This is a genomic window from Nocardioides ginkgobilobae (assembly GCF_054781275.1).
Map to the genome: position 1 here is coordinate 59,184 of NZ_BAAGUS010000003.1, position 26,070 is coordinate 85,253.

The window sequence follows — 26,070 nt, forward strand, 5'->3', positions numbered from 1 at the left end:
TCCCTTCCCTGGTGCTGTCGTCAGTGCTGTGCCGGTCGTCGTGCCGGTCGTCGGCGGCCCCCGCCGGCGGCCTCACCCGTGCCCCCCGCCGAGGGTCAGCCCCAGCAGCAGGAGTGGCGAGAGCACGGCCACGGCGGTCGCGCCGCGGTGCCAGTCGACCCACGGCGGCAGCCGGAGGCCGGCGTACGCCGTGGGTGGGACGGCCCGCAGCAGTGCCGCGCAGGCGGCGACCACCACCAGCTCCCAGGCCGCGGCCGCCAGGTCCCAGGGACCCACCGCCTCGGGCTCGGGCATCAGCCCCAGGGGCAGGCCCCAGGTGCGGGTCAGGAGCCAGAGCCCCACGAGGCCGAGGTTGAGCACGATCCCGGCGTGCAGCAGGGCCCGGCTCGGGCGCCGGAGCACCGCGGACGCCCAGGCCAGCTGCACCACGGTGGCCGCGACGAAGAAGACGCCGAGGACCGGGAGGGTCCGGAGGTGGGCCGGACCCATCGCCGCGTGCACGCCGGCCGCGGCGGCACTCGCCACCACCGCCAGCGGCAGGTGCAGGGACAGCGTCACCGGAGGTCGGGCGCAGGCGGTCGTGGGGCCGACGGTGAGCAGCCGCCCGGTCGCGACGGCCTCGCGCAGCGCGGCGACCCGGCGGGCGTGGTCGTCGCGCGGCAGCACGCCGGCGACGCCGGGCAGCACTTGCGGTGCCAGCAGCCAGGCGAGGCCGACCAGCCCGACCGCCACGAGTGCGTAGTGCACTCCGTGGGCGAGCAGGCTCACGCTGTCCAACGACGAGGCAGTCACGGGTCTCCCTCCCACACCCCGTCTCCCCAGGCGAGGTGGCCCGAGCCCACGGTAGGCCCGTGCCGCCGAGGCGGACAGGGGATTGGGGACATTGCTGCGCGGCGCCCGCGGGTCTGACCGATCGGCCATGCCGGCGGGGGTACCACTCGGGCCATGTGCTGCAAATTCAGATAACTTGAGCGGAACAGACTCAAGTCCTGGCGCGTTGCAGCGGGTGACGGCCAGACTCGGTCCGTCCCCGGTCGCAGGAGGAGACCCCATGAGCCAGTTCGGCGCCGACAAGTTCACGACCCGCAGCAGAGAGGCCATCGAGACCGCCCAGCTGACCGCCACGAAGGCCGGCCACTCGGCCACCGAGCCGATTCATCTACTCGTGGCCCTGCTGTCGCAGGAGGACGGTGTCGCCCGGTCCCTGGTGACCAAGGCCGGCGTCGACACCGCGGCCCTGGTCGACGGGGCACGGGCCGCGCTCGAGGTGCTCCCGCGCGCCACCGGCGCGACGGTGCAGCAGCCGGCCGCCTCGGCCGCCCTGACCCGCGTGCTGGCCGGAGCCCTCGACCTCGCCGCCTCGCTCAAGGACGACTACGTCGCCACCGAGCACCTGCTCATCGCGATGGCCGGCACCGAGTCCAGCGCCCAGAAGGTGCTCACCGACGTCGGCCTCACCGAGGCCGGGCTGCGCGAGTCGCTCACCGCCGTCCGCGGGTCGCGCCGGGTCACGAGCCAGGACGCCGAGTCGACCTACGAGGCGTTGGAGAAGTACTCCGTCGACCTGACCGCCGCCGCGGAGGAGGGGCGCCTGGACCCGGTCATCGGCCGCGACGCGGAGATCCGACGCGTCGTGCAGGTGCTGAGCCGGCGCACGAAGAACAACCCCGTGCTCATCGGCGAGCCGGGCGTCGGCAAGACCGCGGTCGTCGAGGGGCTGGCCCAGCGCGTGGTCGCCGGCGACGTCCCCGACTCCCTCAAGGGCCGGCGCGTGCTGTCGCTCGACCTGGCCGCGATGGTGGCCGGCGCGAAGTACCGCGGCGAGTTCGAGGAGCGGCTCAAGGCCGTGCTGGAGGAGATCAAGGCCGCCGAGGGGCGCGTCATCACCTTCATCGACGAGCTGCACACCGTCGTCGGGGCGGGCGCGGGCGGCGACTCGGCCATGGACGCCGGCAACATGCTCAAGCCGATGCTGGCGCGCGGCGAGCTGCACATGATCGGCGCCACCACGCTGGACGAGTACCGCGAGCGGATCGAGAAGGACCCGGCGCTGGAGCGCCGCTTCCAGCAGGTCTTCGTCGGCGAGCCCTCGGTCGAGGACACCATCCAGATCCTGCGTGGCATCCAGGAGAAGTACGAGGCGCACCACGGTGTCCGCATCACCGACGCCGCCCTGGTCGCGGCCGCGACCCTGTCGGACCGCTACATCTCCGGGCGCCAGCTGCCCGACAAGGCCATCGACCTGATCGACGAGGCCGCCTCCCGGCTGCGGATGGAGATCGAGTCCTCCCCGGAGGAGGTCGACCAGCTCCGCCGTCAGGTCGACCGACTGAAGATGGAGGAGTTCGCGCTGGCCAAGGAGTCCGACGACGCCTCGGTCGAGCGGCTCGCCGCCCTGCGCCAGGACCTCGCCGACAAGGAGGAGGAGCTGCGCGGTCTCGAGGCCCGCTGGGAGCGGGAGAAGTCCTCGCTGGAGGGCGAGGGCGAGCTGCGCCGCCAGCTGGACGCCCTGCGGATCGAGGCGGAGCGGCTGCAGCGCGAGGGCGACCTCGGACAGGCCAGCGAGATCCTCTACGGCCGGATCCCCGCGCTGGAGAAGCAGATCGAGGCTGCGGCCTCCACGCCCGGCGACGAGGAGCTGGAGCCGCTGGTCGGCGAGGAGGTGGGCCCCGAGCAGATCGCCGACGTCGTCGAGGCCTGGACCGGCATCCCCACGGGGCGCCTGCTCGAGGGCGAGTCGACCAAGCTGCTGGAGATGGAGTCGGTCATCGGCGGCCGCCTCATCGGCCAGCGCGAGGCGGTCACCGCGGTGAGCGACGCCGTACGCCGCTCGCGGGCCGGGATCGCCGACCCGAACCGCCCGACCGGCTCGTTCCTCTTCCTCGGCCCGACCGGTGTGGGCAAGACCGAGCTGGCCAAGGCCCTCGCGGACTTCCTCTTCGACGACGAGCGGGCGATCGTCCGCATCGACATGAGCGAGTACTCCGAGAAGCACGCGGTCTCGCGGCTCGTCGGTGCCCCTCCGGGCTACGTCGGGTACGACGAGGGCGGCCAGCTCACCGAGGCGGTCCGTCGCCGGCCGTACTCCGTGGTCCTGCTCGACGAGGTCGAGAAGGCGCACCCCGAGGTCTTCGACATCCTGCTGCAGGTGCTCGACGACGGCCGGCTCACCGACGGGCAGGGCCGCACCGTCGACTTCCGCAACACGCTGCTCATCCTCACCAGCAACCTGGGCTCGCAGTACCTCGTCGACCCGCTGCTCGACCCCGGGCTGCGGCGCGAGCAGGTGATGGGTGCGGTGCGCGCGTCCTTCAAGCCGGAGTTCCTCAACCGGCTCGACGAGATCGTCACCTTCGACGCGCTGTCCAAGGACGACCTGACCCACATCGTCGACCTGCAGCTGGCGCTGCTGGAGAAGCGGCTGGCCGTGCGCCGCATCGGCATCCGGGTCAGCGAGGCTGCGCAGACCTGGCTGGCCGACGTCGGGTACGACCCGGCGTACGGCGCCCGCCCGCTGCGGCGGCTGATCCAGTCGGCCATCGGCGACCCGCTCGCGCGGATGCTGATCGGGGGCGAGGTCACCGACGGCGGCTCGGTCTTCGTCGACGTGGACGAGTCCGGCTCGGGGCTGGTGCTGACCCCCGCCTGAGCCGGCCCCTCGCCGGTCGAGGGCTGCTCCCGCTGGTCGAGGTGCGAGGAGCGTCAGCGACGAGCCGCGAGACCCCTGTCGTGACTGGCGAGGGTCTCGTGGCTGGCTGCGCTCGCACCTCGGCCACCGGAGTCGCTGCCGGGCGGCCGTGCCCGGACCGACCGGGGGTCTGCTGGAATGGGGGGCGTGCCCGCCCCCGACCCCCACGCCCGTCCCCGCCAGGTCACGATGGCCGGGTGGGTGACGATCATCGGATCGGCGCTGGTCATCGCCTCGGTCTTCGCCCAGATCGGCGCCCTGGACTCCCTCGACACCCGACGGGGTGTCGAGGAGACCCTCGCCCAGCCACCGCTCGACGGTCTCGACCTCCAGGTCAGCGAGGTCCTCGAGGCGATCCGGGTCCTGGCGATGGTCACCGGCGCATGCGCTGCGGCGACCGCCATCCTCGGCTGGCAGGTCATGCAGCGCAGCCGCTCGGCCCGGCTGGCACTGAGCATCCTCGCGGTGCCGATGTTCCTCGCCGGCCTGGTCGCCGGCGGCTTCACCACCTCGCTCGTGGCCGCCGCCGCGGTCATCCTGTGGCTCCAGCCCGCGCGCGCCTGGCTCAACGGCGACCCCGTCCCCGAGCGGTTCCTCCGACCGCCCGGTGACGCGCGTCGGGAGCAGGACGCCGCGCGCGGCAGGGACGGCGGTCGGCCCGACCCCTTCGCACCCACGCCGCCCGCGGCCCCGACCGAGGACCGCGGCCAGGCCCCCTCCTGGCCGCCCCCGACGGGCAGCCCGGTCGGCGACGGTCCGGCGCCCGCGTCGACCGGCCCGGCGGCGTACCCCGGGTTCGGGCAGCGGCCCGCCGGCGTCGACCAGCCGGTCGGTACGTCGGAGCAGCCCGGCCAGCCCGGTGCCTGGCCGGTCCCGTCGGGTCAGCCCGGTGCCTGGGGCCCGCCTGTCCCCGCGCAGCGCGGCCCGAAGCCGAACCCCCTGCGCGCCGGCCTGGTCCTCACCTGGATCACCTGCGCGCTCGTGGTGGTCGGCCTCGTGCTGGTCGTGGTCGCGATCGCCCTCGACCCGGCGCTGGTCGACGAGGAGATCGAGCGCGCCATCGCCCAGAACCCCACCACCGCCGGCGAGATCACCGTCGACCAGGTGCGGGTCGCGGTGTACGCGTTCCTGGCCGGGTTCGTGGCGTGGGCGCTGGCCGCTGCGCTGGTCGCCTCCTTCGCCTGGACCGGCCGGACCTGGGCGTGGGTGCTGCTCTGCGTCTCGGCGGGGCTGTCTGCGGGGCTGTTCCTGCTGCTCTCCCTGCTCGGGGCGTTCATCGCGCTCATCCCGCTCGCCATGGCCTCCGGGGCCCTCGCGCTGCTGCTGCGGCCCGAGGTGCGGGCCTGGTACGCCGCTCGCTGAGCCTGTTGGTCGAGCCGCCAGAGCCGCTGGGCGAGGGCGTCGTCGAGACCGCCGCACCTGTGTGTGGTCGGCGTCCACGGGCGTCTCACGCGGTCTCGACGACGCTCGCTGGCGCTCGCTGCTCGACCAACGGTGGGTAGGCGCTCGATGCTCGACCAGCGGGATCGGCCGGGTCAGCGGGTGAGCGCCGCCCGGGCCAGCCGGTCCAGCCCCTCCTCGATCACCTCGGGGGTCTTGCAGAACGCCCAGCGCACCAGGTGCCGCCCGGCGTCCTGGGACTCGGGGCCGTGGAAGCCCTGGAGCGGGATCGCGACCACGCCGGCCCGCTCGGCGACGCCGAGGCAGAAGGCCCGGCCGTCGGCCCAGCCGAGCTGCTCGACGTCGGTGACGGTGAAGTAGGTCCCCTCGCTGGTCCGCGGCTCCAGCCCGAGGCCGCGGAGGCCGGCGAGCAGCAGGTCGCGGCGGCGCTGGAGGTCGCGGGCGAGCTCCAGCGGCCACGCGTCCTCGTGCTCCAGGGCGTGGGCGACCGCCGGCTGCAGCGGGGCACCCGAGGTGAACGTCAACCACTGCTTGGCGGCCAGCACCGCGGCGACCAGCGGCGCCGGGCCGGTCGCCCAGCCCACCTTCCAGCCCGTGAACGACCACGACTTGCCCACGCTGGAGAGGCTGAGCACGCGCTCGCGCATCCCCGGCAGCGTCGCCAGCGGCACGTGCCCGTCGCCCGCCTCGTCGAAGACCAGGTGCTCGTAGACCTCGTCGGTCACCACGAGCAGGTCGTGCTCGACCGCGACCGCGGCGACGGCGGCGAGCTCGGCGCGGGTCAGCACCGTGCCGGTCGGGTTGTGGGGGGAGTTGAGCAGCAGCAGCCGGGTGCGCGGCCCGACGGCGGCGCGCAGGGCGTCGGCGTCGAGGCGGTACGCCGGTGCGCGCAGGGTCACGGCCCGGCGTACGCCGCCGGCCATCGCGATCATCGCGTCGTAGGAGTCGTACGACGGCTCCAGCACGAGCACCTCGTCGCCGGGCTCGACCAGGGCCAGCAGCGCGGCCGCGATGCCCTCGGTGGCGCCGGTGGTCACGCAGACCTCGGTGTCGGGGTCCAGCTCGATGCCGTGGTGGCGCAGCTGGTGCGCGGCGACCGCTCGCCGCAGCGCGGGGACGCCGGTGCCGGGGGCGTACTGGTTGGCACCCGAGCGCAGCGCCTCGACCGCACGCTCGACCACGGAGGACGGGCCGTCGACGTCGGGGAAGCCCTGCCCGAGGTTGACCGCCCCGGTGCGCACCGCGAGCGCCGAGAACTCCGAGAAGACCGTCGGCGCGATCCCGTCCAGCCGGGACGCGAGCGGGGGAGGGGTGCCCATGCCTCCCACCGTAGACAGGGTTGAATGGCAGCCGTGAACGACGAGACCCTCGCTGCCGACATCGACGCCCGCTGCCGGCTGACCGGCTCCTTCACGCTGCGCTCGGGCCAGGTGGCCGACACCTACTTCGACAAGTACCTCTTCGAGTCCGACCCCGCGCTGCTGCACCGGGTCGCCACGCAGATGGTCGAGCTGCTGCCCGAGGACACCGAGCTGCTCGGCGGCCTGGAGCTCGGCGGCGTGCCGATCGCCACGATGGTCGCGCAGCTGACCGGGCTGCCCGCACTCTTCGTGCGCAAGAAGGCCAAGGAGTACGGCACCTGCAAGCTGGCCGAGGGTCCCGACGTCGCGGGCCGTCGGGTCACGCTGATCGAGGACGTCGTCACCACCGGCGGTGCGGTGCGCGACGCCACGCGCGAGCTGCGCGCGGCCGGTGCGGTCGTCACCACGGTGGTCTGCGCCATCGACCGGAGCCCAGCTGAGGAGAACCCGTTGGCCGATGTCGAGCTGGAGGTCCGCCCGGTGCTCACCCGCGCCGAGCTCGACGCGGCGGCCGCGGCGCGCCAGGGCGCCGACGCGTGATCGCCTCCGCGGTCCTGGCCGCGTCGACGAGCGGCGACCCCGCCGAGCTCGACGGCGTCGCCGGCTGGGCGGTCGACCTGATGGAGCGGCTGGGCCCGCCCGGGGCCGGCATCGCCATCGCGCTGGAGAACCTCTTCCCGCCGCTGCCCAGCGAGATCATCCTCCCGCTCGCCGGCTTCACCGCCAGCCGCGGCACCTTCAGCCTGGCCGAGGCGATCGTGTGGACCACGGCCGGTTCGGTCGTCGGTGCGATCGTCCTGTACTGGCTGGGCGTGCTGCTGGGCCGCGACCGGATGTACCGCATCTGGGACCTGCTGCCGCTGACCAAGACCTCCGACCTCGAGCGCACCGAGGCGTGGTTCGGCCGGCACGGCCGCAAGGCGGTCTTCTTCGGCCGGATGGTGCCGATCTTCCGCAGCCTCATCTCCGTGCCGGCCGGGGTGGAGCGGATGCCGGTGCTGCAGTTCCTCGGCCTCACGCTGGCCGGCTCGCTGATCTGGAACACCGCCTTCGTGCTCGCGGGCTACCAGCTGGGCGAGCAGTGGTTCCGGGTCGAGGACGTCATCGGCACCTACAAGTACGTCGTCGTGGGGCTGGTCGGCCTGGCGCTGTGCGTGTGGGTGCTCGTCCGGATCCGCAGCCTGCGGGTCCCGCCGGAGGCCTGAGCCCGGCCCGGTCCCAGCTGGAGGGCCGCCCGCGCGGGTCGCGTCAGGCGCTCTCGGCGCCGCGGGCCCGGTCGCGGGCGACCTCGCGGCGCCACTCGACGACCAGCGGGACGGCGAAGACGGCGAGGATCGCCAGCAGCGCGAAGTCGAGGTTGTCCCCGAGCCACTCGATGTTGCCGAGGAAGTAGCCCAGCATCGTGATGGACAGGACCCAGAGCACCGCGCCGACGAAGCTCCAGACGAGGAAGACGTGGCGGTCCATCCGGGTGGCGCCGGCGACCACGGTGACGAAGGTGCGCACGAAGGCGACGAAGCGGCCCAGGATGAGCGCCAGCGCACCGTGCTGGTCGAAGAACTCGTGCGTGCGGTCGAAGTGCTTGCGCCGCAGGAACCGGCCGTCGCGCTCGTAGAGCGGCGGGCCGACCTTGCGGCCGATCTCGTAGCCCGCGACGTTGCCGAGGAACGCCGCGGCGACCAGCAGGGTCATGGCGATCGCCAGCTCCACCGCCGCGCTGCCGGGGAAGAGGTCGATCTCGCCGGTGGCGATGAAGAGCCCGAGGCTGAAGAGCAGCGTGTCGCCCGGCAGGAACGGGAAGAGCAGCCCGCACTCGACGAAGACGACGGCCAGCGCCACCCAGAACAGGGTCTGCCCGAGGTGGCCCAGCCACCACTCGAGGTCGAGGAACTCGATGCCGAATAGCAGCGGCTCGATCCCCAACACGGCGACAGCCTAGTCACTGGTCCCTACTACGGTGCGGATGTGACAGGTGTCGATCAGGCGAACGCTGCGGGCGCGTCCGGCGAGGACCGGCGAGCGCCGTACGACCCGATGCCGCACGGCCCGGCCGAGGTGGGCGTCGGCCCCTGGCCGGGGGAGTGGCCGACGGGGGAGCACTGGGACCCCGAGCTGCTGCGCGACGGCGACCGGCGCAACGTCGTGGACCGCTACCGCTACTGGAGCCTGGAAGCGATCCGGGCCGACCTCGACACCCGGCGGCACGGCTTCCACGTGGCCATCGAGAACTGGCAGCACGACTTCAACATCGGCACCGTCGTGCGCACCGCGAACGCCTTCCTCGCCGCCGAGGTGCACATCGTCGGCAACCGTCGGTGGAACCGCCGCGGAGCGATGGTCACCGACCGCTACCAGCACGTGCGGCACCACCCGAGCGTCGAGGACCTCGCGGCGTACCTGAGGCAGGAGGGACTGCCGCTCCACGGCGTCGACAACCTGCCGGGCTCCCAGCACCTGGAGTCGATGCGGATCCCCGAGCGGGTCTGCTTCCTGTTCGGGCAGGAGGGCCCCGGGCTCTCCGAGACCGCGCGCGAGGCGTGCGACGCCACCTTCTCGATCGCGCAGTTCGGCTCGACCAGGTCCATCAACGCCTCCGCCGCCGCCGCGATCGCCATGCACACCTGGGTCGTCCAGCACGCCGACCTGGACACCGAGGCGGCCTGGCGCGGCTGAGCCGCCTCGCGGCCTACGACGGGTGGCGCGGCAGAGGGGGCGGCGACCTCGCGGTCGCCGCCCCCTCGTGGTGGTGCGGTGTGCTGCGTCAGCAGCGGTGCCGGGTCAGCGGCAGGCGCGCCGCAGGTCCAGGCTGCGGACCTGGCCACGGTCGATGAAGACCTTCTGGGAGGACTTCGCCTTGCCGTCGACCTCGCAGGTCAGCGTGTAGGACTCCTTCTCGCCCTTGGTCCGCTTCGTGACGCCCTTGTACTGGCCCATGGTGAGGGTGTAGCTGGGGGAGACGGAGGCGAAGTTGAGGACCCGGATCACGTAGGTGCCCTTCACGGCGTCGACCAGCTCGACCTGCTCCTTGGAGCCCGGCTGGTTGCCGGAGGAACCGACCTCGACGAGCTCGTCGCCCTTCTTGAGGTAGACCTCGAGGTCGAAGTCGTCCGGGGTCGGCCAGTCCAGGTCGATCCGGAAGAGGTCGGTCTTCTTGGTGACGACGTACTCGTGGTCGACGCTGCCGACGACCGGCTCGGTGGCGCCGCCCTCGACGACCTCGCTCTTGAACGGCTCCTCGGCGATCGCGGTGATCGTGCGCGGACGCACGACGGGGCGGGTCGAGGGGTTGACGACCCACGAGAACGCGCCGTTGCGGCCGACCTCGATGGAGGAGTCCAGGAAGTCCTCGAAGCTGGACTCCCACGTGGGGGAGTCGAAGGTCTTCGTCAGGCGCAGGGTGGCACCCGCGGGGGCCTTGCCCTTGATGACACCGTGGAAGCGGGTGTCGACGGCGTGCTCCAGGGCGGTGAGGTAGGCCTCGCGGTTGCCCTTGCCCTCGTACTCACCTGCGCCGAGGTACTCGTCGATCACCTCGGGGTACGGCGGGTGGAACTCATTGGCGCCGATCTCGAAGGTGTAGCCGAAGCCGCCGGTGGCGTTGTAGGACCAGTCCTCGGTCGTGCCGGTGGTGTCGTAGAGCTGCCAGCCGTGGATGTTCTGGTAGCCGTTCGCCGAGGTCATCTTGGCGCCCAGCTTCTTCAGCGCCTTCTCGTCGGGTGCGTCACCGACGGGCAGGCCGTCGGGGCCGACGGTGGTGGGGGCGACGCCGTTGGGCCGCAGCACCAGGTTGGAGAAGGTGTGGTTGGAGATGAGCATCGTCACCTGGCGCTCGCGCACCAGCTGCTGGATGTTCTGGGTCTCCGGCTCCGAGAACGGAGCGGCACCGCGGTAGGTCGGGTCGACCGGGCCGGCGATCCGGTCACCGCTCGGCTCGGGCAGGCTGCCGGCAGCGCCGGGACCGCCCCAGAACCCGCCGTAGTTGCGGTTGAGGTCGACGCCCAGCAGGAAGCCGCCGGGGGTGCTCAGCTGCGCGGCGCACGCGCCGTCGGGGGTGTCCTGGCCGTCGACGAGGCGGCAGTTCTTGCGCATGTAGGCGAAGCCGGGCGTGGCCAGGATCGAGGTCTGGCCGCCGAGCGGGTCGAGGCCGGTGTCGTTGAGGTCGCGCAGGTCGACGAACTCGCCACTGGTGCGGGAGAGGTTGAAGCCGTCGACGTTCACGACGGGCACGACCACGACCCGGGCCTTGTCGAGCAGGCGGGTGATCCGCTGGTCCTTGCCGTAGCTCTTGGCGAGGTCCACGGCGAACTCCATCGCGAGCTCGCCCGAGGGCCACTCGCGGGCGTGGTGGACGCCCATGAGCAGGAAGGTCGGCCGGCCGCTGGGCGGCTCGGTCACGTCGCTGCCGATCTCGACGCCCTGGATGGTCCGGCCCTCGAGGCTGGGCAGCGGCAGGGTGATCGACTTCACCAGCTTCGGGTGGTCCTCGGCCAACGCCGCCATGTCGGCGTTGTAGTCCTCGAGGGTGCGGTAGGCGTCGCGGCCGGAGGGGAGGGCGGAGCGGGTGGTCGCCTCGGCGAACGCCTCGTTGATCTCGGCGACCTCGATGCCGCGCTTGATCAGGTCGGGGATGCGCACGTCGAAGGTGAAGCCGCCCGCGACCAGCGCGGCCAGGTCGGCCGGCGTGTGCAGGACGACCTCGACGTAGTCGTGGCCGGCGTGCTCGGTGAGGTCCAGGCCGAGGCTCTGGAGCTTCTCCTTGGCATCGCGGTGGGGTGTGTCCACCGTGACCAACCGCGGTGCGAAGTAGTCCTTCAGCGGGTTGGCGGCGGTGCTGGTGGAGGCGGTCCCGGCGAGCGGGAACGCGAGGGCGAGGGTGGCGAGGGTCGCGGTGGCGGCCCGGGCCAGGCGGGTGCGGCGGATCATCGTCGTGCTCCTGGGGTGTCCCGAGTCAGGGGAGGGCGGGTTGCGTGATCAACGCTCCATCGGCCGCCAGGTCACGCGTGTGGGTCGCCGCCCCCGCGGGTGACATCGCCCACCAGCCGTCGGTGGGTCAGCTCGACGACGGCCTCCCGGGCCGGCAGGTCGGCCAGGAGGTACGCCGCTCCGAGCACGCCCCGGGGGTCCAGCCGGACCCGGAGGTCGACCTCGGTGCCCTCGTCCCGCGCCGTGACGAGCACGGTCAGCGTGACCGTCCCCGGGGCCCGGACCGCGGCCTCGAGCACCAGCCGATGACCACCCGGCCGGTCCCCGGCGGCCCGCACCACCCAGAACCCGGCCCGGTCCCCGGCCCGCAGCAGCGGACCGTCCGGCACCGGCCAGCGGCGACCACCGCCGAGCACCGCGCGGTCGATCGCGCCGCGCACCACGAACGGTGCGGCGTCGGCGTACCAGTGACGGCCGGGGCCGGCGCCGGCCACCACCGCCCACACCTCGTCGGGACCCAGCGGGACCGTCGACACCCGTCGTGAGGAGTGCAGCGAGATGCCGGTCGAGACCATGACCCAGTCCTACTAGGGTGGCGGGCGGTCCCACCCCACCCGAGGAGAGCGCACCGTGCCCATCGCCACCCCAGAGAAGTACGCCGAGATGCTGGACGCCGCGAAGGGCGGTGCCTACGCGTTCCCCGCGATCAACGTCTCCTCCAGCCAGACGCTCAACGCCGCGCTGCAGGGCTTCGCCGACGCCGGCTCCGACGGGATCATCCAGGTCTCCACGGGTGGCGCGGAGTACCTCTCCGGCCCGACCCGCAAGGACATGGTCACCGGCTCGGTGGCCTTCGCGGCGTACGCCGCCGAGGTGGCCAAGAACTATCCCGTCAACATCGCGCTGCACACCGACCACTGCCCCAAGGACAAGCTCGACGGCTTCGTCCGCCCGCTGCTGGCGCTCTCCGCCGAGCGGGTCCAGCGCGGCGAGGCGCCGCTCTTCCAGTCGCACATGTGGGACGGCTCGGCCGTGCCGCTGGAGGAGAACCTCTCCATCGCCAGCGAGCTGCTGGAGAAGTGCATCGCGGCCAAGATCATCCTCGAGATCGAGGTGGGCGTGGTCGGCGGCGAGGAGGACGGCGTCGAGAACGAGATCAACGAGAAGCTCTACTCCACCCCCGAGGACGCCATCGCCACCGCGAAGGCGCTCGGCTACGGCGACCGCGGCTACTACATGACCGCGCTGACCTTCGGCAACGTGCACGGCGTCTACAAGCCGGGCAACGTCAAGCTGCGCCCCGAGGTGCTCAAGGCCGCGCAGGAGGCCGTGGTCGGCGAGTTCGGCCTCGAGGCCGGCGCCAAGCCCTTCCACCTGGTCTTCCACGGCGGCTCGGGCTCGAGCCCGCAGGAGATCGCCGACGCCGTCGACTACGGCGTGGTGAAGATGAACGTCGACACCGACACCCAGTACGCCTTCACTCGGCCGGCGGCCGCGCACATGTTCCAGAACTACGACGGCGTGCTCAAGGTCGACGGCGAGGTCGGCAACAAGAAGGCCTACGACCCGCGCGCCTGGGGCAAGGCCGCCGAGGCCGGCATGGCCGCCCGCGTCGTCGAGGCCTGCGAGAACCTCCGCTCGGCCGGTCGCACGCTGGGCTGAGCGCCACACGCACCTCGTCGTGCCCCTCCGCGTGCGCTCCGGCGCGCGCTGGGGGGCACGACTGCGTCAGTGGCGTCCTGGCACGATGGCGGGATGACGCAGATCGGACAGGACCTGATGGCGGGCCCGCCGCCCACCCACCTCCCCGAGGACCCCGCGGCGCCCTCGCTGGCCGCGGGCGAGGACACGTACGCCGTCGCGCGGAAGTTCCCGGCGAGCCCCTTCGCGTGGGCGGCGCTGGCCGGCCAGGCCGTCTCCGAGCAGGCCGACCCGGTGACGATCTACGCCTACGCGCGGGTCGGCTACCACCGCTCCCTGGACATGCTGCGCCGCAACGGCTGGAAGGGCCACGGCCCGGTGCCGTGGGAGCACGAGCCCAACCGCGGCTTCCTCACCTGCCTGGCGCTGCTGGCGATGGCCGCGCGCAGCATCGGTGAGACCGACGAGTGGGAGCGCTGCTCGACCTTCCTGCGCGACTCCAGCCCCACGGCGTACGACCAGCTGCTCTCCGACCTGGGCTGAGCGGGCCGCAGGGTCTCGTGGCTCGCTGCGCTCGCCGCGTCAGCGACGAGCCACGAGGCCCCCGCTCCGCTACTCGCCCCAGCCCATCGGGAACACCTCGAACGGCGCGGCGAACGTGCAGCCGAGCCGCTGTCCGGTGGCCCGGGCCATCCCCTCGAGGAACTCGCGCGGGTCGAAGTCGTCCCACCCCAGGCCCTCGATGTACGCCGCGTGCGCCTCGAGGCTCGCCACGCCGGCGTCGAACGTGGCGGTCGTGTCGACCGCGTGCGTGGACTGGGGTGACCCGAAGGCCCAGACCTCCCCGACGCCGCCCCACTTCTCCAGGGTGCCGCCGCCCTCGGCCAGCTGCTCGGTGAAGACCCACCGGTTGCCCGCGTCGCGGACCGCGTCCAGGACCGCCCGCCCGACCGCGATGTGGTCGGCCTGGTTGAGGTTGGCCCCGCCCCAGGTGTCGCGGAAGTTGCCGGTGAGCACGACCTCCGGCCGGTGCCGCCGCACGACCTCGGCGATCGCGCGGCGCAGCGGCACGCCGTGCTCGAGCACCCCGTCGGGCAGGCCGAGGAAGTCCACGACGTCCACGCCCACGACCCGCGCGGACTCGACCTGCTCGGCCTCGCGGACGGTGCGCGCCTCGTCGGGGTGCAGCGCGTCGATCCCGGCCTCGCCGGAGGTCACCATGCAGTAGACGACCTGTTTGCCCTGGCCGGTCCAGCGGGCGACGGCCGCCGCCGCGCCGAACTCCAGGTCGTCGGGGTGGGCGACGACGCAGAGCATCCGCTCCCAGTCCTCGCGCAGCGGCTCCAGCGGCGTGGGCTTCTCCATCCCGCCATGGTGCCCCTCCGGTGGACGGGGCACGAGCCCCCTCACGGCGTCAGCAGTGCGCGCACCTTCTCCGCACCCAGCGCCAGGAACAGCGTGGGCAGCCGCGGACCGCGCTCGGCGTCGACGAGCAGGTGGTAGAGCAGGCCGAAGAACGCCTTCTGGTCGGCCTTGACCTCGTCGGTCGGCGGGTCGTCGAGCCCCATGCCGCGGGCGAGCTTGGGCACGCCGTAGATGAGAGCGGTCGTCTCCTCGAGCTCGAGGCGGTCCGGCAGCCGGTCGAGCAGCTGGCGCAGCCAGAGCTCCTCGTCCTCGGAGAGCGAGGCCAGCCGCTCGGCGTCCTTGGTCTCGCGGACGGTGGTGCGCTCGGAGGCGGGGACGTACTCCGACATCCAGGTCATCGCGCGGCCCAGCCGCGGCTCGAGGTCCTCGACGGAGTCGTGGGCGTGGCCGACGTCGCCGACGATCCGGCTGATCAGCTCCGCGGAGCCGGCGGTCACGTCGGCGACCGAGCTCAGCAGCCGGAAGGGGACGACGACCTTGGGGGAGGGCAGGGTCCCGGCCGAGGAGGTGGCGACCGCGCGCTCGCGCGCCAGCACCTGCGCGTCGCGCTTGGCGGGGTCGACGGCCTTGCGGGCCAGGCTGTCCCACTCGTCGTACAGGCGGACGACCTCGGGGCCGAAGTCGATGTCGAAGGCCTGCTTGGGCTGGCGGCGGGCGTAGAGCCAGCGCAGGATCGGCGGCTCCAGGATGCGCAGCGCGTCCGCGGCGGTGGGCACGCCGCCGGCCGAGGACGACATCTTCTGCATGCCGGCGAAGCCGACGAAGGCGTAGGCGACGTACGACGGGGCGCGGAAGTCGAAGAGCCGCGGCACCAGCTCCTTGCCGACCGTGTACGACGAGCCGGGCGTGGAGTGGTCCAGGCCGCCGGGCTCGAAGTCGACGCCCTCGTAGGCCCAGCGCATCGGCCAGTCGACCTTCCACACGAGCTTGCCCTCGTGCTGGGTGGCGACGTTGGTCGTGTGGCTCTCCCCGCAGGAGGTGCAGGTGTAGTCGAGGTCGGTCGTGTCGTCGTCGTACGCCGTGATGTCGACGGTGTCGCGGCCGCAGGTGCGGCAGTAGGGGCGGTAGGGGAAGCGGGCCAGGTCGCCCGTCCCGGAGCCACCCTGCTCGTCGGTCTCGTCGTCCTCGGCGACGGAGTCCGCGAGCGCGGCCGCCTCCTGCTCGGACTCCGGGGTGGGCTCGACCTTCTTGGTGCGGAACCTGCCGAGCACCTCCTCGATGACGTCGCGGTGCCTGATCGCGTGCAGGACCTGCTCGGTGTAGGCGCCGGCGAGGTACTGCTCGGTCTGGGAGACCTCGACCATCTCGACGCCGAGCTCGACGAGCGCCTCGCGCAGGGGCGCCTTGAAGTGCTCGGCCCACGACGCGTGGCACTCCCACGGGTCGGGTACGGCGGAGAGCGGGCGCCCGATGTGCTCGGCCCAGCTCGGGTCGACCCCGGCGGGCACCTTGCGGAAGCGGTCGAAGTCGTCCCACGAGTGCAGGTGCCGGACCGCGACCCCACGGCGGCGCAGCTCCTCGGCCACGAAGTGCGGCGTGAGGAACTCCCGGAGGTTGCCCAGGTGGATCGGCCCGGACGGGCTGGCGCCCGACGCGCAGGTGACGACCCGGCCCTCGGGCAGCCCGTGCACGAGCGCCTCCTGGCCGCCGGCGTGCCGGATGGCGTCGTCGGCCGCGCGGGTCACCCAGTCGATCGGCTCGGTGGGCTGGTCGGCGGTGCCGCCTCGTGGCATGGGGTGCTGCTCCTGGGGCTCGGCGAGGGCGCCCGCGGTGGTGCGGGGCGCGGTGGGCGGTGTCGCCCGGGGACGGGCGTCGTCACGCTACCGGGTGGCGCCGGACGGGCGAGCAGCGACGACGTGCGTGCGGACAGGGCCGAGATGACGGACGAGGGCGTCGGGGCCGTCCCCTGAGGCGACCCCGACGCCCTGAGGTGGAGCGGAGCGCGTTCATCCCCCGACGAAAGGTGCTCCAGCCGCCGACCAGGGTCGGCGGTCCACCGCAGCCATCCTTGCCTGTCCTGACGGTGCCACGGGGAGGCTGGCTGCCTCTGGCACGAACCTGTCATTCCCTTTACACTCGGTCCATGGCGCCCGCTCCGGAGTCGGTGATCTCGGCGCTCGGCTTCGGCAAGGCCGCCGACCGGGCCTACCAGCAGGTGCTGCCCCAGAGCGGGCGCGAGCTGGTGTCGGTGGCCCAGTCGGTGCTGCTCACGCCGGAGGAGCTGCTGCGCGACCTGGCCCCCTTGGTGGAGATGGGGATCGTCACCTGCGAGGAGTCGCGGATCTTCGTGCTCCAGCCAGGTGAGGCGGTCGCGCGGCTGGTCACGCTGGGTGCGGAGTCTGCGGCCTCGGCCCACGAGCGCCTCGATGCCGTGGCGCGCGCCCTGCCCTACCTCACCGCCACCACCGTCCGACCCGCCGACGGCGAGGTCGAGGACGTGCACCCGGTCGACGGCGAGATCAGCTCGGGCGGCAACCCCGTGCAGCTGCTGGCCTCGCTCATCAGCAACAGCAAGGGCGACCTGCTGTGGCTGCGACCCGACCAGTTCCGCAAGCCGCGCGAGGACGCCATGGCCCAGATCGTGAGCGAGCAGATCGCGAAGGGTCGCCGTTCCCGGGCGATCTACCCCGTCCGTGCCCTCACCGAGGCCCCGCAGACCCTCGCCCTGCGGGCCAGCGTCGGCGAGGAGATCCGGCTGATGCCGCAGCTGCCGACGCGGATGATCGTCATCGGCACCACCCACGTCGTGCTGCCCGAGCCGCTCGGGCAGTACGACGAGCCGCGGTCCCTGGTGCGCCAGCGCGGCTGGGTGCAGGCGATGACGCTGTGGTTCGAGTCGATGTGGGACAAGGCCTCGCCGCTGAGCGCCACCGCCAGCGGCCGCGGCTCCGGCGACCTGCGCACGTTCCTGCTGCAGCAGCTGGCCTCGGGGGCCCAGGACGAGCAGATCGCCCGTCGCCTGGGCGTCAGCCTCCGCACGGTCCGGCGCCGGGTCGCCGACCTCATGACCGACCTCGGTGCCGACTCCCGCTTCCAGGCCGGGGTCGAGGCCGCCAAGCGCGGCTGGATCTGAACGAGGACCGCCGAGCCGTCACTTCTGAACCCTCGAGCCGTCAGTTGCGCACCCGGAGCGAGTGCGGAACTGACGGCTCGGGGGTTCGAAACTGACGGTTCGGCGGTGGGCGGAGCCGGTCAGGGCAGGACCATGCGGTACGCCCCGGGCTCGACCCGCCAGGTGCGGTGGCGTTCGGGGCCGTAGATCTCGCCGTCGGCCGAGCAGTAGAACGCCTCGCCGGAGATCTTGACGGTGCGCCCGCGGAGGTAGAGCACGTCGTCGCGCTCGGGGTGCTTGCCGCGCACCAGCTGGGCGGCGTACCCGAAGCGGGCGAGCGGCCCCACCGCGCGCGCCACCATCACGTCGACCATGCCGTCGCTGGTGTCGGCGTCGGGGGTGAGCGAGGTGCCGCCGCCCACGTCGGGGCCGTTGCCGACGGCGACCATGAGGACCGGCTCGTCGAGGTCGACGACCCGCTGGCCGTCGACCTCGACGCAGAGCCGGACGTACGGCGGCTTGACCGAGGACAGCAGGGCGCCGATCGGGTAGCCGAGCTTGCCGAGGTTGACCTTGCCGACACCCACGGAGTGCAGGCGCTCCTTCCAGCGGGCGCCGCGTCGGCTGGCCTGGGCCCCGGCCCCGGCGTGCACGTGGTTGACCACGACCTCGCCGACCTCGTCGACGATCAGGTCCACGGGGCGTGCGGTGCCCGCGAGCACGACGTGGGCCGCGTCCTCGATGTCGAGCGGGATGCCGTTGCCGCGGGCAAAGTCGTTGCCGGTGCCCAGCGGCAGCAGCGCGAGGGTGCGGTCGGCCAGCTCGTGGCGGCGGTGCAGCGCCGAGACGACCGCGTGCATGCTGCCGTCGCCGCCGGCGACCACGATCGTGCGGGAGCCGGCCCGGTGCAGGACGCCGTTGAGCTCCCCGGGGTCGGCCGTGGCGGCCACCTCCACCGAGGTCGCCTCGCGCAGCACCGCCAGGCCGCGCTCGAGGGTCTCCTCGTCGTCGGTGCCGGCGTCGCTGTTCCTGATCACGAGGAGGGGCTCCACGAGAACGGACACTACGCGGCCGGGGCGACCGCTTTGGTAGCGTGCGGCTGCAAGAGCCCCGGCGACTTGCGCGGGGCTCTCGGCTTTTCCGCGAGGGACCCGCCCGCCCGCGCCGGGTCGTGTGCGCAGTGTCCGGCAACCCAAGGAGCGAGCAGATGCCCGCCATCGCCATCATCGGTGCCCAGTGGGGAGACGAGGGGAAGGGCAAGGCCACCGACCTGCTCGGCTCCAGCGTCGACTACGTCGTGAAGTTCAACGGCGGCAACAACGCCGGCCACACGGTGGTGATCAACACCCCGGAGGGCAAGACCGAGAAGTACGCCCTGCACCTGCTGCCCTCCGGCATCCTCACGCCCGGCTGCACCCCGGTCATCGGCAACGGCGTGGTCGTCGACCTCGACGTGCTCATCGAGGAGCTCGACGGCCTCGAGGCCCGCGGCGTGGACACCTCCCGCCTGGTCATCAGCGCCAACGCGCACGTGATCGCCGACTACAACCGCACGCTCGACAAGGTCACCGAGCGATTCCTGGGGTCGCGCCGGCTCGGCACGACCGGGCGCGGCATCGGCCCGACGTACGCCGACAAGATGAACCGCATCGGCATCCGCATCCAGGACCTCTTCGACGAGAAGATCCTGCGCGCCAAGGTCGAGGGCGCGCTCGAGCTCAAGGGCCAGGTGCTCACCAAGATCTACAACCGCCGCGCGCCCTCGGTCGACGAGACCGTGGCCGAGCTGCTCACCCACGCCGACCGGATCCGCCCGATGGTCCGCGACACCGGGCTGCTGCTCAACCAGGCGCTGGACCGCGGCGAGACCGTGCTGCTCGAGGCCGGCCAGGCCACGCTGCTCGACGTCGACCACGGCACCTACCCCTTCGTGACGTCCTCCTCGGCCACCGCCGGCGGAGCCTGCACCGGCTCCGGCATCCCGCCGATGCGGATGGACCAGGTCATCGGCATCGTCAAGGCCTACACCACGCGCGTCGGCGAGGGCCCCTTCCCGACCGAGCTCTTCGACGACGCCGGCGAGCACCTGCGCAAGGTCGGCGCCGAGTTCGGCACCACCACCGGTCGGCCGCGCCGCTGCGGCTGGTACGACGCGGTCATCGCCCGCTACGCCGCACGCGTCAACGGCGTGACCGACTTCGTGCTCACCAAGCTCGACGTGCTGACCGGCCTCGAGCAGGTCCCGGTCTGCGTCGCCTACGACGTCAAGGGCACCCGCCACGACGAGATGCCGGTCAACCAGACCGACTTCCACCACGCCGTGCCGATCTACGAGTACCTCCCCGGCTGGTCGGAGGACATCTCCGGCGCCCGGACCTTCGAGGAGCTGCCCGCCAACGCGCAGGCCTACGTGCGCGCGGTGGAGCAGATGTCCGGCGCGCGGATCTCCGCCGTCGGCGTCGGCCCCTCCCGCGACGCGACCGTCGTCGTCCACCCGCTGATCTGAGGACCCCGTGGCTGATCTCCTGACCTGCCTCGTCGTCGGCACCGGCGGCCGCGAGCACGCCCTCGCCCGCGCGCTGTCCCTCGACCCCGGCGTCCGCGCGGTGCACTGCGCCCCGGGCAACCCGGGCATCGCCGCGGTGGCCACCCTGCACGAGGTCGACCCGATGGACGGCGAGGCCGTGGCCGACCTGGCCGAGTCGCTGCTGGTCGACCTCGTGGTCATCGGCCCCGAGGCGCCGCTGGTCGCGGGGGTCGCCGACCTGGTCCGCGCCCGCGGGATCGCGGTCTTCGGCCCTTCCGGCGCCGCGGCCCAGCTCGAGGGCTCGAAGGCCTTCGCCAAGGACGTCATGGAGGCCGCCGGCGTCCCGACCGCCGCGGCGATGGTCTGCAGCACCCCGGTCGAGGTGCAGGCCGCCCTCGACGCCTTCGGTCCGCCGTACGTCGTGAAGGACGACGGCCTGGCCGCCGGCAAGGGCGTGGTGGTGACCCTCGACCGCGACGTCGCCGTCGAGCACGCCGCGCAGTGCGAGCGGGTGGTGATCGAGGAGTTCCTCGACGGGCCCGAGGTCTCGCTCTTCGCGATCTGCTCGTGGGACCCCGAGGTCGGTGCGACGGTCTACCCGCTGCAGCCCGCCCAGGACTTCAAGCGCATCCACGACGGCGACGAGGGCCCCAACACGGGGGGCATGGGTGCCTACACCCCGCTGCCGTGGGCGCCGGCCGACCTCGTCGACGAGGTGCTGCGCGACGTGCTGCGGCCGACCGTGGAGGAGATGGCGGCCCGCGACATGCCCTTCACGGGGCTGCTCTACGCCGGGCTCGCGCTGACCTCGCGCGGCCTGCGCGTCGTGGAGTTCAACGCCCGCTTCGGCGACCCCGAGACCCAGCCGCTCATGGCGCTGCTCGACTCCCCGCTCTCCCCGCTGCTGATGGGGGCCGCCACCGGCACCCTCGCCTCGGTCGAGCCGCCGCGCTGGAAGGACGGGGCCGCCGTGGCGGTCGTCGTGGCCTCCGCGGGCTACCCCGAGTCCTCGTCGAAGGGCGACGTCATCCACGGCCTGGTCGACGCCGAGTCGCTGCCCGACGTGCACGTGATCCACGCCGGCACCGCCATGGTCGAGCGCGCGGTCGTCACCGCGGGCGGCCGGGTGCTCGCGGTCGTCGGGACCGGCGGCTCGCTCTCCGAGGCCCGGGACGCGGCGTACGCCGGCGTCGCCGCCATCGAGTTCGAGGGTGCCCAGCACCGGACGGACATCGCGGCGAGGGCGGCGGCCGGCGAGGTGTGAGGTTCATCGGGGCGCCGCTGGACCTTGCGGTGCCCCGCGGCAGGTGCAGCGGTGGACCGTGAGGTTCGTCGGGGCGCCGCTGAACCTCACACGGGGCGGACGCGATGTGCCTCGCCGCCGCGTCACCCGCGAGAATGGCCGCCGTGACCGTCCCCAACGTCCTCGCCACCCGGTACGCCGCCGCCGACCTCGCCCAGATCTGGTCGCCCGAGCACAAGATCGTGCTGGAGCGCCAGCTGTGGATCGCGGTGCTGAGGGCCCAGCGCGACCTGGGCATCGAGGTGCCCGACGGCGTGGTCGAGGCCTACGAGGCCGTCGCCGCCCGCGGCGCCGAGGCCGTCGACCTCGAGTCGATCGCGGCTCGGGAGCGGGTGACCCGGCACGACGTGAAGGCACGCATCGAGGAGTTCTGCGCGCTGGCCGGTCACGAGCACATCCACAAGGGGATGACCAGCCGCGACCTCACCGAGAACGTCGAGCAGCTGCAGGTCAAGCAGTCCCTCGCGCTGCTCCGCGACCGTGCCGTCGCCACCCTGGCCCGCCTCGGCCGGCTGGCCGCCGAGCACGAGACCACCGTGATGGCCGGTCGCAGCCACAACGTCGCCGCGCAGGCCACCACGCTCGGCAAGCGGTTCGCCACGGTCGCCGACGAGATGCTCGTCAGCCTCGAGCGGGTCGAGGACCTGCTCGCGCGCTACCCCCTGCGCGGCATCAAGGGCCCGATGGGCACCGCCCAGGACATGCTCGACCTGCTCGACGGCGACGAGGCGAAGCTCGCCGACCTCGAGCAGCGGGTCGCCGCGCACCTCGGCTTCGAGCGGGTGCTGACGAGCGTCGGCCAGGTCTACCCGCGCTCGCTCGACTTCGACGTGCTCTCCGCGCTCGTGCAGCTGACCGCCGGCCCGTCCAACCTCGCGACCACGATCCGGCTGATGGCCGGCAACGAGATCGTCACCGAGGGCTTCAAGGAGGGCCAGGTCGGCTCCTCGGCGATGCCGCACAAGATGAACACCCGTTCCTGCGAGCGGGTCAACGGGCTCGCGGTCGTCACCCGCGGCTACCTGTCGATGGTCGGCGAGCTCGCCGGCGACCAGTGGAACGAGGGCGACGTCTCCTGCTCCGTCGTACGCCGGGTCGCGCTGCCCGACGCGTTCTTCGCCGTCGACGGGCTGTTCCAGACCTTCCTCACCGTGCTCGACGAGTTCGGTGCGTTCCCGGCCGTCATCCAGCGCGAGCTCGACCGCTACCTGCCGTTCCTGGCCACCACCAAGGTGCTCATGAGCGCGGTGCGCAACGGCGTGGGCCGCGAGAGCGCGCACGAGGCGATCAAGGAGGCCGCGGTCGGCACCGCCCTGGCGATGCGTCAGGGCCAGGCCGAGAACGACGTCTTCGCCAAGCTCGCCGCCGACGAGCGGCTGGGGCTGACCCAGGCGCAGCTCGAGGCGCTGGTCGCCGAGCCGATCAGCTTCACCGGTGCCGCCGTCGCGCAGACCCAGGCGGTCGTCCGGGCCGTCGAGGCGGTCTGCGCGCAGCATCCCGCTGCCGCGGCGTACGTGCCGGGGGCGATCCTCTGAGGTGCGGCCGGGTTCGTCGGGTAGCCGACAAACCCGGCCACGCCACGACGAACCCGGCCACGCCACGAGGAACCAGCCCCCCCGCCGGCCGAAGACCGGACAGTCACGTCCGCGTCCGACACCTGGTGGGACGCCCGCTCGGCCGGGGGTGGCGGAGCGGGGTTGACTGGGAGCCATGGCTGAGCACAGTGCTAATCGCGGGGCAGGAGCACGCACCGCCACGACCGAGCAGCTGATCGAGGCCGACCGGCGCGAGCCGCGGGTGGCGGCCTTCGCCGGCGGCGTCTCCTCCGACGAGCAGCACTCGGCCCTGCGTGCCTCGGTGCGCCAGCTCAGCACCCTGCTCGGCGAGGCCATCACCCGGCACGAGGGCGCGGAGACGCTGGCGCTGGTCGAGCGGGTCCGCGAGCTGTCGCGCGAGCCCGACGACGGTGCCCTGCGCGCACTGCTCGGCGAGCAGGACGACGCGACGGCAGTGCTGCTGGCGCGCGCGTTCACGGCGTACTTCCAGCTGGTCAACGTCACCGAGCAGCTGCACCGCTGGCAGGAGGTGACCGGGGAGAGCGAGGGTCCGCTGGCCGTCACCGCCGGCCGCATCCAGGAGGCCCTCGACCGCGGCGACCTCGATCGGGAGCTGCTGGCGGAGGTGCTGGGCCGGGTGGAGTACCGCCCCGTCTTCACCGCCCACCCCACCGAGTCCACCCGCCGCACCGTGCTGCGGCTGCTGCGCAAGGTCGCCGCGACCGTCGCCGACGCCGAGGACCCCCGCCGCCGCCCCGGCGACGACGCCCGCACCGCGCGCCGGCTGGCCGAGCTGGTGGACCTGATCTGGCAGACCGACGAGCTGCGGATCGCCAAGCCGCAGCCGACCGACGAGGCGCGCACGGCGCTCTACTACCTCTCCCAGATCGCCCAGCACGTGCTGCCCGGACTGGTCGAGGAGCTCCAGCAGCGGCTGTCCGGGCTCGGGGTCGAGCTGCCCGCCGATGCGCGGCCGGTGCGCTTCGGCACCTGGGCCGGCGGTGACCGCGACGGCAACCCGTTCGTGACGCCCGAGGTGACCCTCGAGGTGCTCGGGCTCCAGCACGACCTGGGCCTGCGCGAGCTGGTGCGCCAGGTCGAGGAGCTGCTGACCGAGATGACCGCGACGACCCGGGTCGTCAGCATCACCCCCGAGCTCGAGGAGTCGCTGGCCGCCGACGCGGAGGCGCTGCCGATCACCTGGTCGACCATCGAGCGGCTCAACGCCGAGGAGCCCTACCGGCTCAAGCTCAGCTTCGTCCGCGTGCGGCTGCAGCGCACCCGGGACCGGCTGGCCCGGGGCACGGCCCACGAGCCCGGCCGCGACTACCTCGGCTTCTCCGAGCTGCTCCACGACCTGACCCTCGTGCGCGACTCGATGCTCGCCGACGGCGACGAGCTCACCGGCAACGGCGCGATCCTGCGGATGATCCGCACCGCCACGGCCACCGGCCTCGGCATGGCCACCCTCGACGTGCGTGAGCACAGCGGCAAGCACCACGAGGCCCTCGCCGAGCTCTTCGACCGCACCGGCGAGCTCTCGACGCCGTACGCCGACCTCGACCGCGAGCAGCGGATCGAGCTGCTCTCCGCGGAGCTGGCGGGGCGGCGGCCGCTGGTCGGTGCCGGGCACCCGCTGGGCGACGGCGCCGCGGCCGCGAGCCTGGGCCTGATGCACACCCTGCGCACCGCGCTGGACACCTACGGCCCCGACGTCGTGGAGACCTACATCGTCTCCATGGCCCACGACGTCGACGACCTCTTCGCCGTCGTCGTGCTCGCCCGGGAGGCGGGCCTGGTCGACACCGGTTCCCCCGACGAGGAGGCCGTGGCGCGGATCGGCTTCGCCCCGCTCTTCGAGACCGTCGCCGAGCTCGAGGTCGCCGGGCCTCTGCTCGACCGGCTGCTCTCGGACCCGGCGTACCGCCGCGTCGTCGCTGCCCGGGGCGACGTGCAGGAGATCATGCTCGGCTACTCCGACTCCTCCAAGGACGCCGGCATCGCGGCCTCGCAGTGGCAGATCCACCGCGCCCAGCGCTCGCTGCGCGACGTCGCCCGCCGGCACGGGGTGCGGCTGCGGCTCTTCCACGGACGCGGCGGCTCGGTCGGCCGCGGCGGCGGCCCGACCGCCGAGGCGATCCTGTCCCAGCCCTCCGGCACCCTCGACGGCCCGATCAAGATCACCGAGCAGGGTGAGGTCATCTCCGACAAGTACCTCCTGCCGGAGCTCGGCCGGTTCAACCTCGAGGCCGCGCTCGCCGCCGTCGTGGAGGCCTCGGTGCTGCGCCGCGGGCCGCAGCTGCCCCGGGACGTGCTGGACGACTGGGACCAGACCATGGACCTGGTCGCGGGCAGCGGCCAGACGGCGTACCGCGGTCTCGTGCGCGACGACGCCCTCGTCCCCTTCTTCGTCGCCGCCACCCCCGTCGACGAGCTCGGGAAGATGAACATCGGCTCCCGGCCCTCCAAGCGCCCCGGTGGCGCGGGTGGCCTCGACGACCTGCGGGCCATCCCGTGGGTCTTCGGCTGGACCCAGTCGCGGATCATCCTGCCCGGCTGGTTCGGCGTCGGCTCCGGCCTCGCGGCCGCCCGCGAGGACGGGCGGCTGGAGACGCTGCAGGAGATGTACGGCTCCTGGGCGTTCTTCCGCACCTTCCTCTCCAACGTGCAGATGACGCTGACCAAGACCGACCTCGACATCGCCGCGCGCTACGTGCGGACCCTCGTGCCCTCCGACGCCACCGGTGTCTTCGACACCATCCGCGCCGAGCACGAGCGCACGGTCGAGGAGGTGCTGCGCGTGACCGGCCAGGGTGCGCTGCTCGAGCAGGCGCCGGTGCTGCGCCGCACGCTCGAGCTGCGCGACCACTACCTCGCGCCGCTCCACGCGCTGCAGGTCTCGATGCTCGCCCGCTCCCGCGAGGCCACCGCCGGCGCGGAGGACGCCGAGGCGCCCGAGGACGTGCAGCGCGCGCTGCTGCTCACCATCAACGGCATCGCCGCGGGGCTGCGCAACACCGGCTGAGGTCTCGTCCCGTTGGTCGAGCAGCGAGCGCCAGAGAGCGTCGTCCCGTTGGTCGAGCAGCGAGCGTCGTCGAGACCGCGTGAGCTGCTGGTGGTCGGCGACCACAGACCGGTGCGGCGGTCTCGACGACGGCTCGCTGGCGCTCGCCTGCTCGACCAACGACGCGGG

Annotated in this window: 20 protein-coding genes; 12 read left to right on the forward strand and 8 right to left on the reverse strand. The window is 73.0% G+C overall.

Features of this window, described 5'->3' with window-relative positions; genetic code table 11:
• Positions 1–72 precede the first annotated feature (72 nt).
• Positions 73–768 carry a hypothetical protein gene (locus tag ACYVID_RS04280; RefSeq protein ID WP_460734750.1) on the reverse strand — a complete coding sequence of 232 codons (696 nt, stop codon included), beginning with the start codon at positions 766–768 and terminating at the stop codon, positions 73–75.
• 283 nt (positions 769–1,051) lie between these two features.
• On the opposite strand from ACYVID_RS04280, the gene clpB reads away from it, so the two are divergent.
• Both clpB and ACYVID_RS04290 read left to right on the forward strand, forming a co-directional pair.
• Positions 1,052–3,649 carry an ATP-dependent chaperone ClpB gene (clpB, locus tag ACYVID_RS04285; RefSeq protein ID WP_460734752.1) on the forward strand — a complete coding sequence of 866 codons (2,598 nt, stop codon included), beginning with the start codon at positions 1,052–1,054 and terminating at the stop codon, positions 3,647–3,649.
• Positions 3,650–3,835: 186 nt separating this feature from the next.
• The gene (locus ACYVID_RS04290; protein WP_460734754.1) at positions 3,836–5,050 is read left to right on the forward strand and encodes a hypothetical protein; all 1,215 of its coding nucleotides are present in this window, start codon (positions 3,836–3,838) and stop codon (positions 5,048–5,050) included.
• Positions 5,051–5,223: 173 nt separating this feature from the next.
• Here the strand turns inward: ACYVID_RS04290 and ACYVID_RS04295 are convergent, their stop codons facing one another.
• Complete coding sequence (locus ACYVID_RS04295; protein WP_460734756.1) at positions 5,224–6,408, reverse strand: pyridoxal phosphate-dependent aminotransferase; 1,185 nt, start codon at positions 6,406–6,408, stop codon at positions 5,224–5,226.
• 24 nt (positions 6,409–6,432) lie between these two features.
• Here ACYVID_RS04295 and pyrE point away from each other — a divergent pair, with 24 nt between their 5' ends.
• Together pyrE and ACYVID_RS04305 are read left to right on the forward strand one after the other, a co-directional pair.
• Positions 6,433–6,990 carry an orotate phosphoribosyltransferase gene (gene pyrE / locus ACYVID_RS04300; protein ID WP_460734759.1) on the forward strand — a complete coding sequence of 186 codons (558 nt, stop codon included), beginning with the start codon at positions 6,433–6,435 and terminating at the stop codon, positions 6,988–6,990.
• Positions 6,987–7,655: a DedA family protein gene (locus ACYVID_RS04305; RefSeq protein WP_460734761.1), complete on the forward strand. Its 669-nt coding sequence runs from the start codon at positions 6,987–6,989 to the stop codon at positions 7,653–7,655. The genes pyrE and ACYVID_RS04305 overlap by 4 nt, the downstream gene beginning before the upstream one ends.
• A gap of 43 nt (positions 7,656–7,698) precedes the next feature.
• On the opposite strand, the gene ACYVID_RS04310 is transcribed toward ACYVID_RS04305, so the two are convergent.
• Complete coding sequence (locus tag ACYVID_RS04310) at positions 7,699–8,376, reverse strand: DedA family protein (RefSeq protein WP_460734763.1); 678 nt, start codon at positions 8,374–8,376, stop codon at positions 7,699–7,701.
• A 108-nt stretch (positions 8,377–8,484) separates the two neighbouring features.
• Between ACYVID_RS04310 and ACYVID_RS04315 the strand changes: the two genes are divergently transcribed.
• On the forward strand, positions 8,485–9,123 hold the full coding sequence (locus tag ACYVID_RS04315) for a TrmH family RNA methyltransferase (RefSeq protein ID WP_460735084.1): 639 nt from the start codon (positions 8,485–8,487) through the stop codon (positions 9,121–9,123).
• A gap of 105 nt (positions 9,124–9,228) precedes the next feature.
• On the opposite strand, the gene ACYVID_RS04320 is transcribed toward ACYVID_RS04315, so the two are convergent.
• Together ACYVID_RS04320 and ACYVID_RS04325 are read right to left on the reverse strand one after the other, a co-directional pair.
• Positions 9,229–11,373 carry a M14 family zinc carboxypeptidase gene (locus tag ACYVID_RS04320; protein ID WP_460734765.1) on the reverse strand — a complete coding sequence of 715 codons (2,145 nt, stop codon included), beginning with the start codon at positions 11,371–11,373 and terminating at the stop codon, positions 9,229–9,231.
• A gap of 71 nt (positions 11,374–11,444) precedes the next feature.
• Positions 11,445–11,948 carry a DUF2867 domain-containing protein gene (locus ACYVID_RS04325; protein ID WP_460734767.1) on the reverse strand — a complete coding sequence of 168 codons (504 nt, stop codon included), beginning with the start codon at positions 11,946–11,948 and terminating at the stop codon, positions 11,445–11,447.
• Positions 11,949–12,003: 55 nt separating this feature from the next.
• On the opposite strand from ACYVID_RS04325, the gene fbaA reads away from it, so the two are divergent.
• Together fbaA and ACYVID_RS04335 are read left to right on the forward strand one after the other, a co-directional pair.
• Positions 12,004–13,035 (forward strand): class II fructose-bisphosphate aldolase, encoded by a 1,032-nt coding sequence (gene fbaA / locus ACYVID_RS04330; RefSeq protein WP_460734769.1) that lies wholly within the window; start codon positions 12,004–12,006, stop codon positions 13,033–13,035.
• 93 nt (positions 13,036–13,128) lie between these two features.
• Positions 13,129–13,557, forward strand: a complete 429-nt coding sequence (locus ACYVID_RS04335) for a DUF3151 domain-containing protein (protein WP_460734771.1) — start codon at positions 13,129–13,131, stop codon at positions 13,555–13,557.
• Positions 13,558–13,626: 69 nt separating this feature from the next.
• On the opposite strand, the gene ACYVID_RS04340 is transcribed toward ACYVID_RS04335, so the two are convergent.
• Together ACYVID_RS04340 and lysS are read right to left on the reverse strand one after the other, a co-directional pair.
• Positions 13,627–14,379, reverse strand: a complete 753-nt coding sequence (locus ACYVID_RS04340; protein WP_460734773.1) for a PIG-L deacetylase family protein — start codon at positions 14,377–14,379, stop codon at positions 13,627–13,629.
• Between the two features lie 41 nt (positions 14,380–14,420).
• Entirely contained in the window at positions 14,421–16,172 is a 1,752-nt protein-coding gene (lysS, locus tag ACYVID_RS04345; protein WP_460734775.1) for a lysine--tRNA ligase, read from the reverse strand.
• 350 nt (positions 16,173–16,522) lie between these two features.
• Here lysS and ACYVID_RS04350 point away from each other — a divergent pair, with 350 nt between their 5' ends.
• On the forward strand, positions 16,523–17,512 hold the full coding sequence (locus ACYVID_RS04350) for a response regulator transcription factor (RefSeq protein WP_460734777.1): 990 nt from the start codon (positions 16,523–16,525) through the stop codon (positions 17,510–17,512).
• 119 nt (positions 17,513–17,631) lie between these two features.
• Here the strand turns inward: ACYVID_RS04350 and ACYVID_RS04355 are convergent, their stop codons facing one another.
• A complete protein-coding gene (locus tag ACYVID_RS04355) occupies positions 17,632–18,543 on the reverse strand; it encodes a diacylglycerol/lipid kinase family protein (protein WP_460734779.1) in 912 nt (303 codons plus the stop codon).
• 155 nt (positions 18,544–18,698) lie between these two features.
• Here ACYVID_RS04355 and ACYVID_RS04360 point away from each other — a divergent pair, with 155 nt between their 5' ends.
• The 4 genes from ACYVID_RS04360 to ppc all read left to right on the forward strand — a co-directional run bounded on the left by ACYVID_RS04360 (position 18,699) and on the right by ppc (position 25,902).
• Positions 18,699–19,997: an adenylosuccinate synthase gene (locus ACYVID_RS04360; RefSeq protein ID WP_460734781.1), complete on the forward strand. Its 1,299-nt coding sequence runs from the start codon at positions 18,699–18,701 to the stop codon at positions 19,995–19,997.
• A gap of 19 nt (positions 19,998–20,016) precedes the next feature.
• Complete coding sequence (gene purD, locus ACYVID_RS04365) at positions 20,017–21,282, forward strand: phosphoribosylamine--glycine ligase (RefSeq protein ID WP_460735086.1); 1,266 nt, start codon at positions 20,017–20,019, stop codon at positions 21,280–21,282.
• Positions 21,283–21,416: 134 nt separating this feature from the next.
• Positions 21,417–22,856, forward strand: coding sequence for an adenylosuccinate lyase (purB, locus tag ACYVID_RS04370; RefSeq protein ID WP_460734783.1), 1,440 nt, complete (start codon positions 21,417–21,419; stop codon positions 22,854–22,856).
• Between the two features lie 175 nt (positions 22,857–23,031).
• Complete coding sequence (gene ppc, locus ACYVID_RS04375; protein WP_460734785.1) at positions 23,032–25,902, forward strand: phosphoenolpyruvate carboxylase; 2,871 nt, start codon at positions 23,032–23,034, stop codon at positions 25,900–25,902.
• The last annotated feature ends 168 nt before the right edge of the window (positions 25,903–26,070 follow it).

What these genes read in the sequence shown, in the direction of transcription:
- clpB (WP_460734752.1), top strand. Translation starts at nt 1,052, where the DNA reads ATGAGCCAGTTCGGCGCCGACAAGTTCACGACCCGCAGCAGAGAGGCC.
- ACYVID_RS04295 (WP_460734756.1), bottom strand. Translation starts at nt 6,408, where the DNA reads ATGGGCACCCCTCCCCCGCTCGCGTCCCGGCTGGACGGGATCGCGCCG.
- pyrE (WP_460734759.1), top strand. Translation starts at nt 6,433, where the DNA reads ATGGCAGCCGTGAACGACGAGACCCTCGCTGCCGACATCGACGCCCGC.
- ACYVID_RS04315 (WP_460735084.1), top strand. Translation starts at nt 8,485, where the DNA reads ATGCCGCACGGCCCGGCCGAGGTGGGCGTCGGCCCCTGGCCGGGGGAG.
- ACYVID_RS04320 (WP_460734765.1), bottom strand. Translation starts at nt 11,373, where the DNA reads ATGATCCGCCGCACCCGCCTGGCCCGGGCCGCCACCGCGACCCTCGCC.
- ACYVID_RS04325 (WP_460734767.1), bottom strand. Translation starts at nt 11,948, where the DNA reads ATGGTCTCGACCGGCATCTCGCTGCACTCCTCACGACGGGTGTCGACG.
- ACYVID_RS04335 (WP_460734771.1), top strand. Translation starts at nt 13,129, where the DNA reads ATGACGCAGATCGGACAGGACCTGATGGCGGGCCCGCCGCCCACCCAC.
- ACYVID_RS04340 (WP_460734773.1), bottom strand. Translation starts at nt 14,379, where the DNA reads ATGGAGAAGCCCACGCCGCTGGAGCCGCTGCGCGAGGACTGGGAGCGG.
- lysS (WP_460734775.1), bottom strand. Translation starts at nt 16,172, where the DNA reads ATGCCACGAGGCGGCACCGCCGACCAGCCCACCGAGCCGATCGACTGG.
- ACYVID_RS04350 (WP_460734777.1), top strand. Translation starts at nt 16,523, where the DNA reads ATGGCGCCCGCTCCGGAGTCGGTGATCTCGGCGCTCGGCTTCGGCAAG.
- ACYVID_RS04360 (WP_460734781.1), top strand. Translation starts at nt 18,699, where the DNA reads ATGCCCGCCATCGCCATCATCGGTGCCCAGTGGGGAGACGAGGGGAAG.
- purB (WP_460734783.1), top strand. Translation starts at nt 21,417, where the DNA reads ATGGCCGCCGTGACCGTCCCCAACGTCCTCGCCACCCGGTACGCCGCC.
- ppc (WP_460734785.1), top strand. Translation starts at nt 23,032, where the DNA reads ATGGCTGAGCACAGTGCTAATCGCGGGGCAGGAGCACGCACCGCCACG.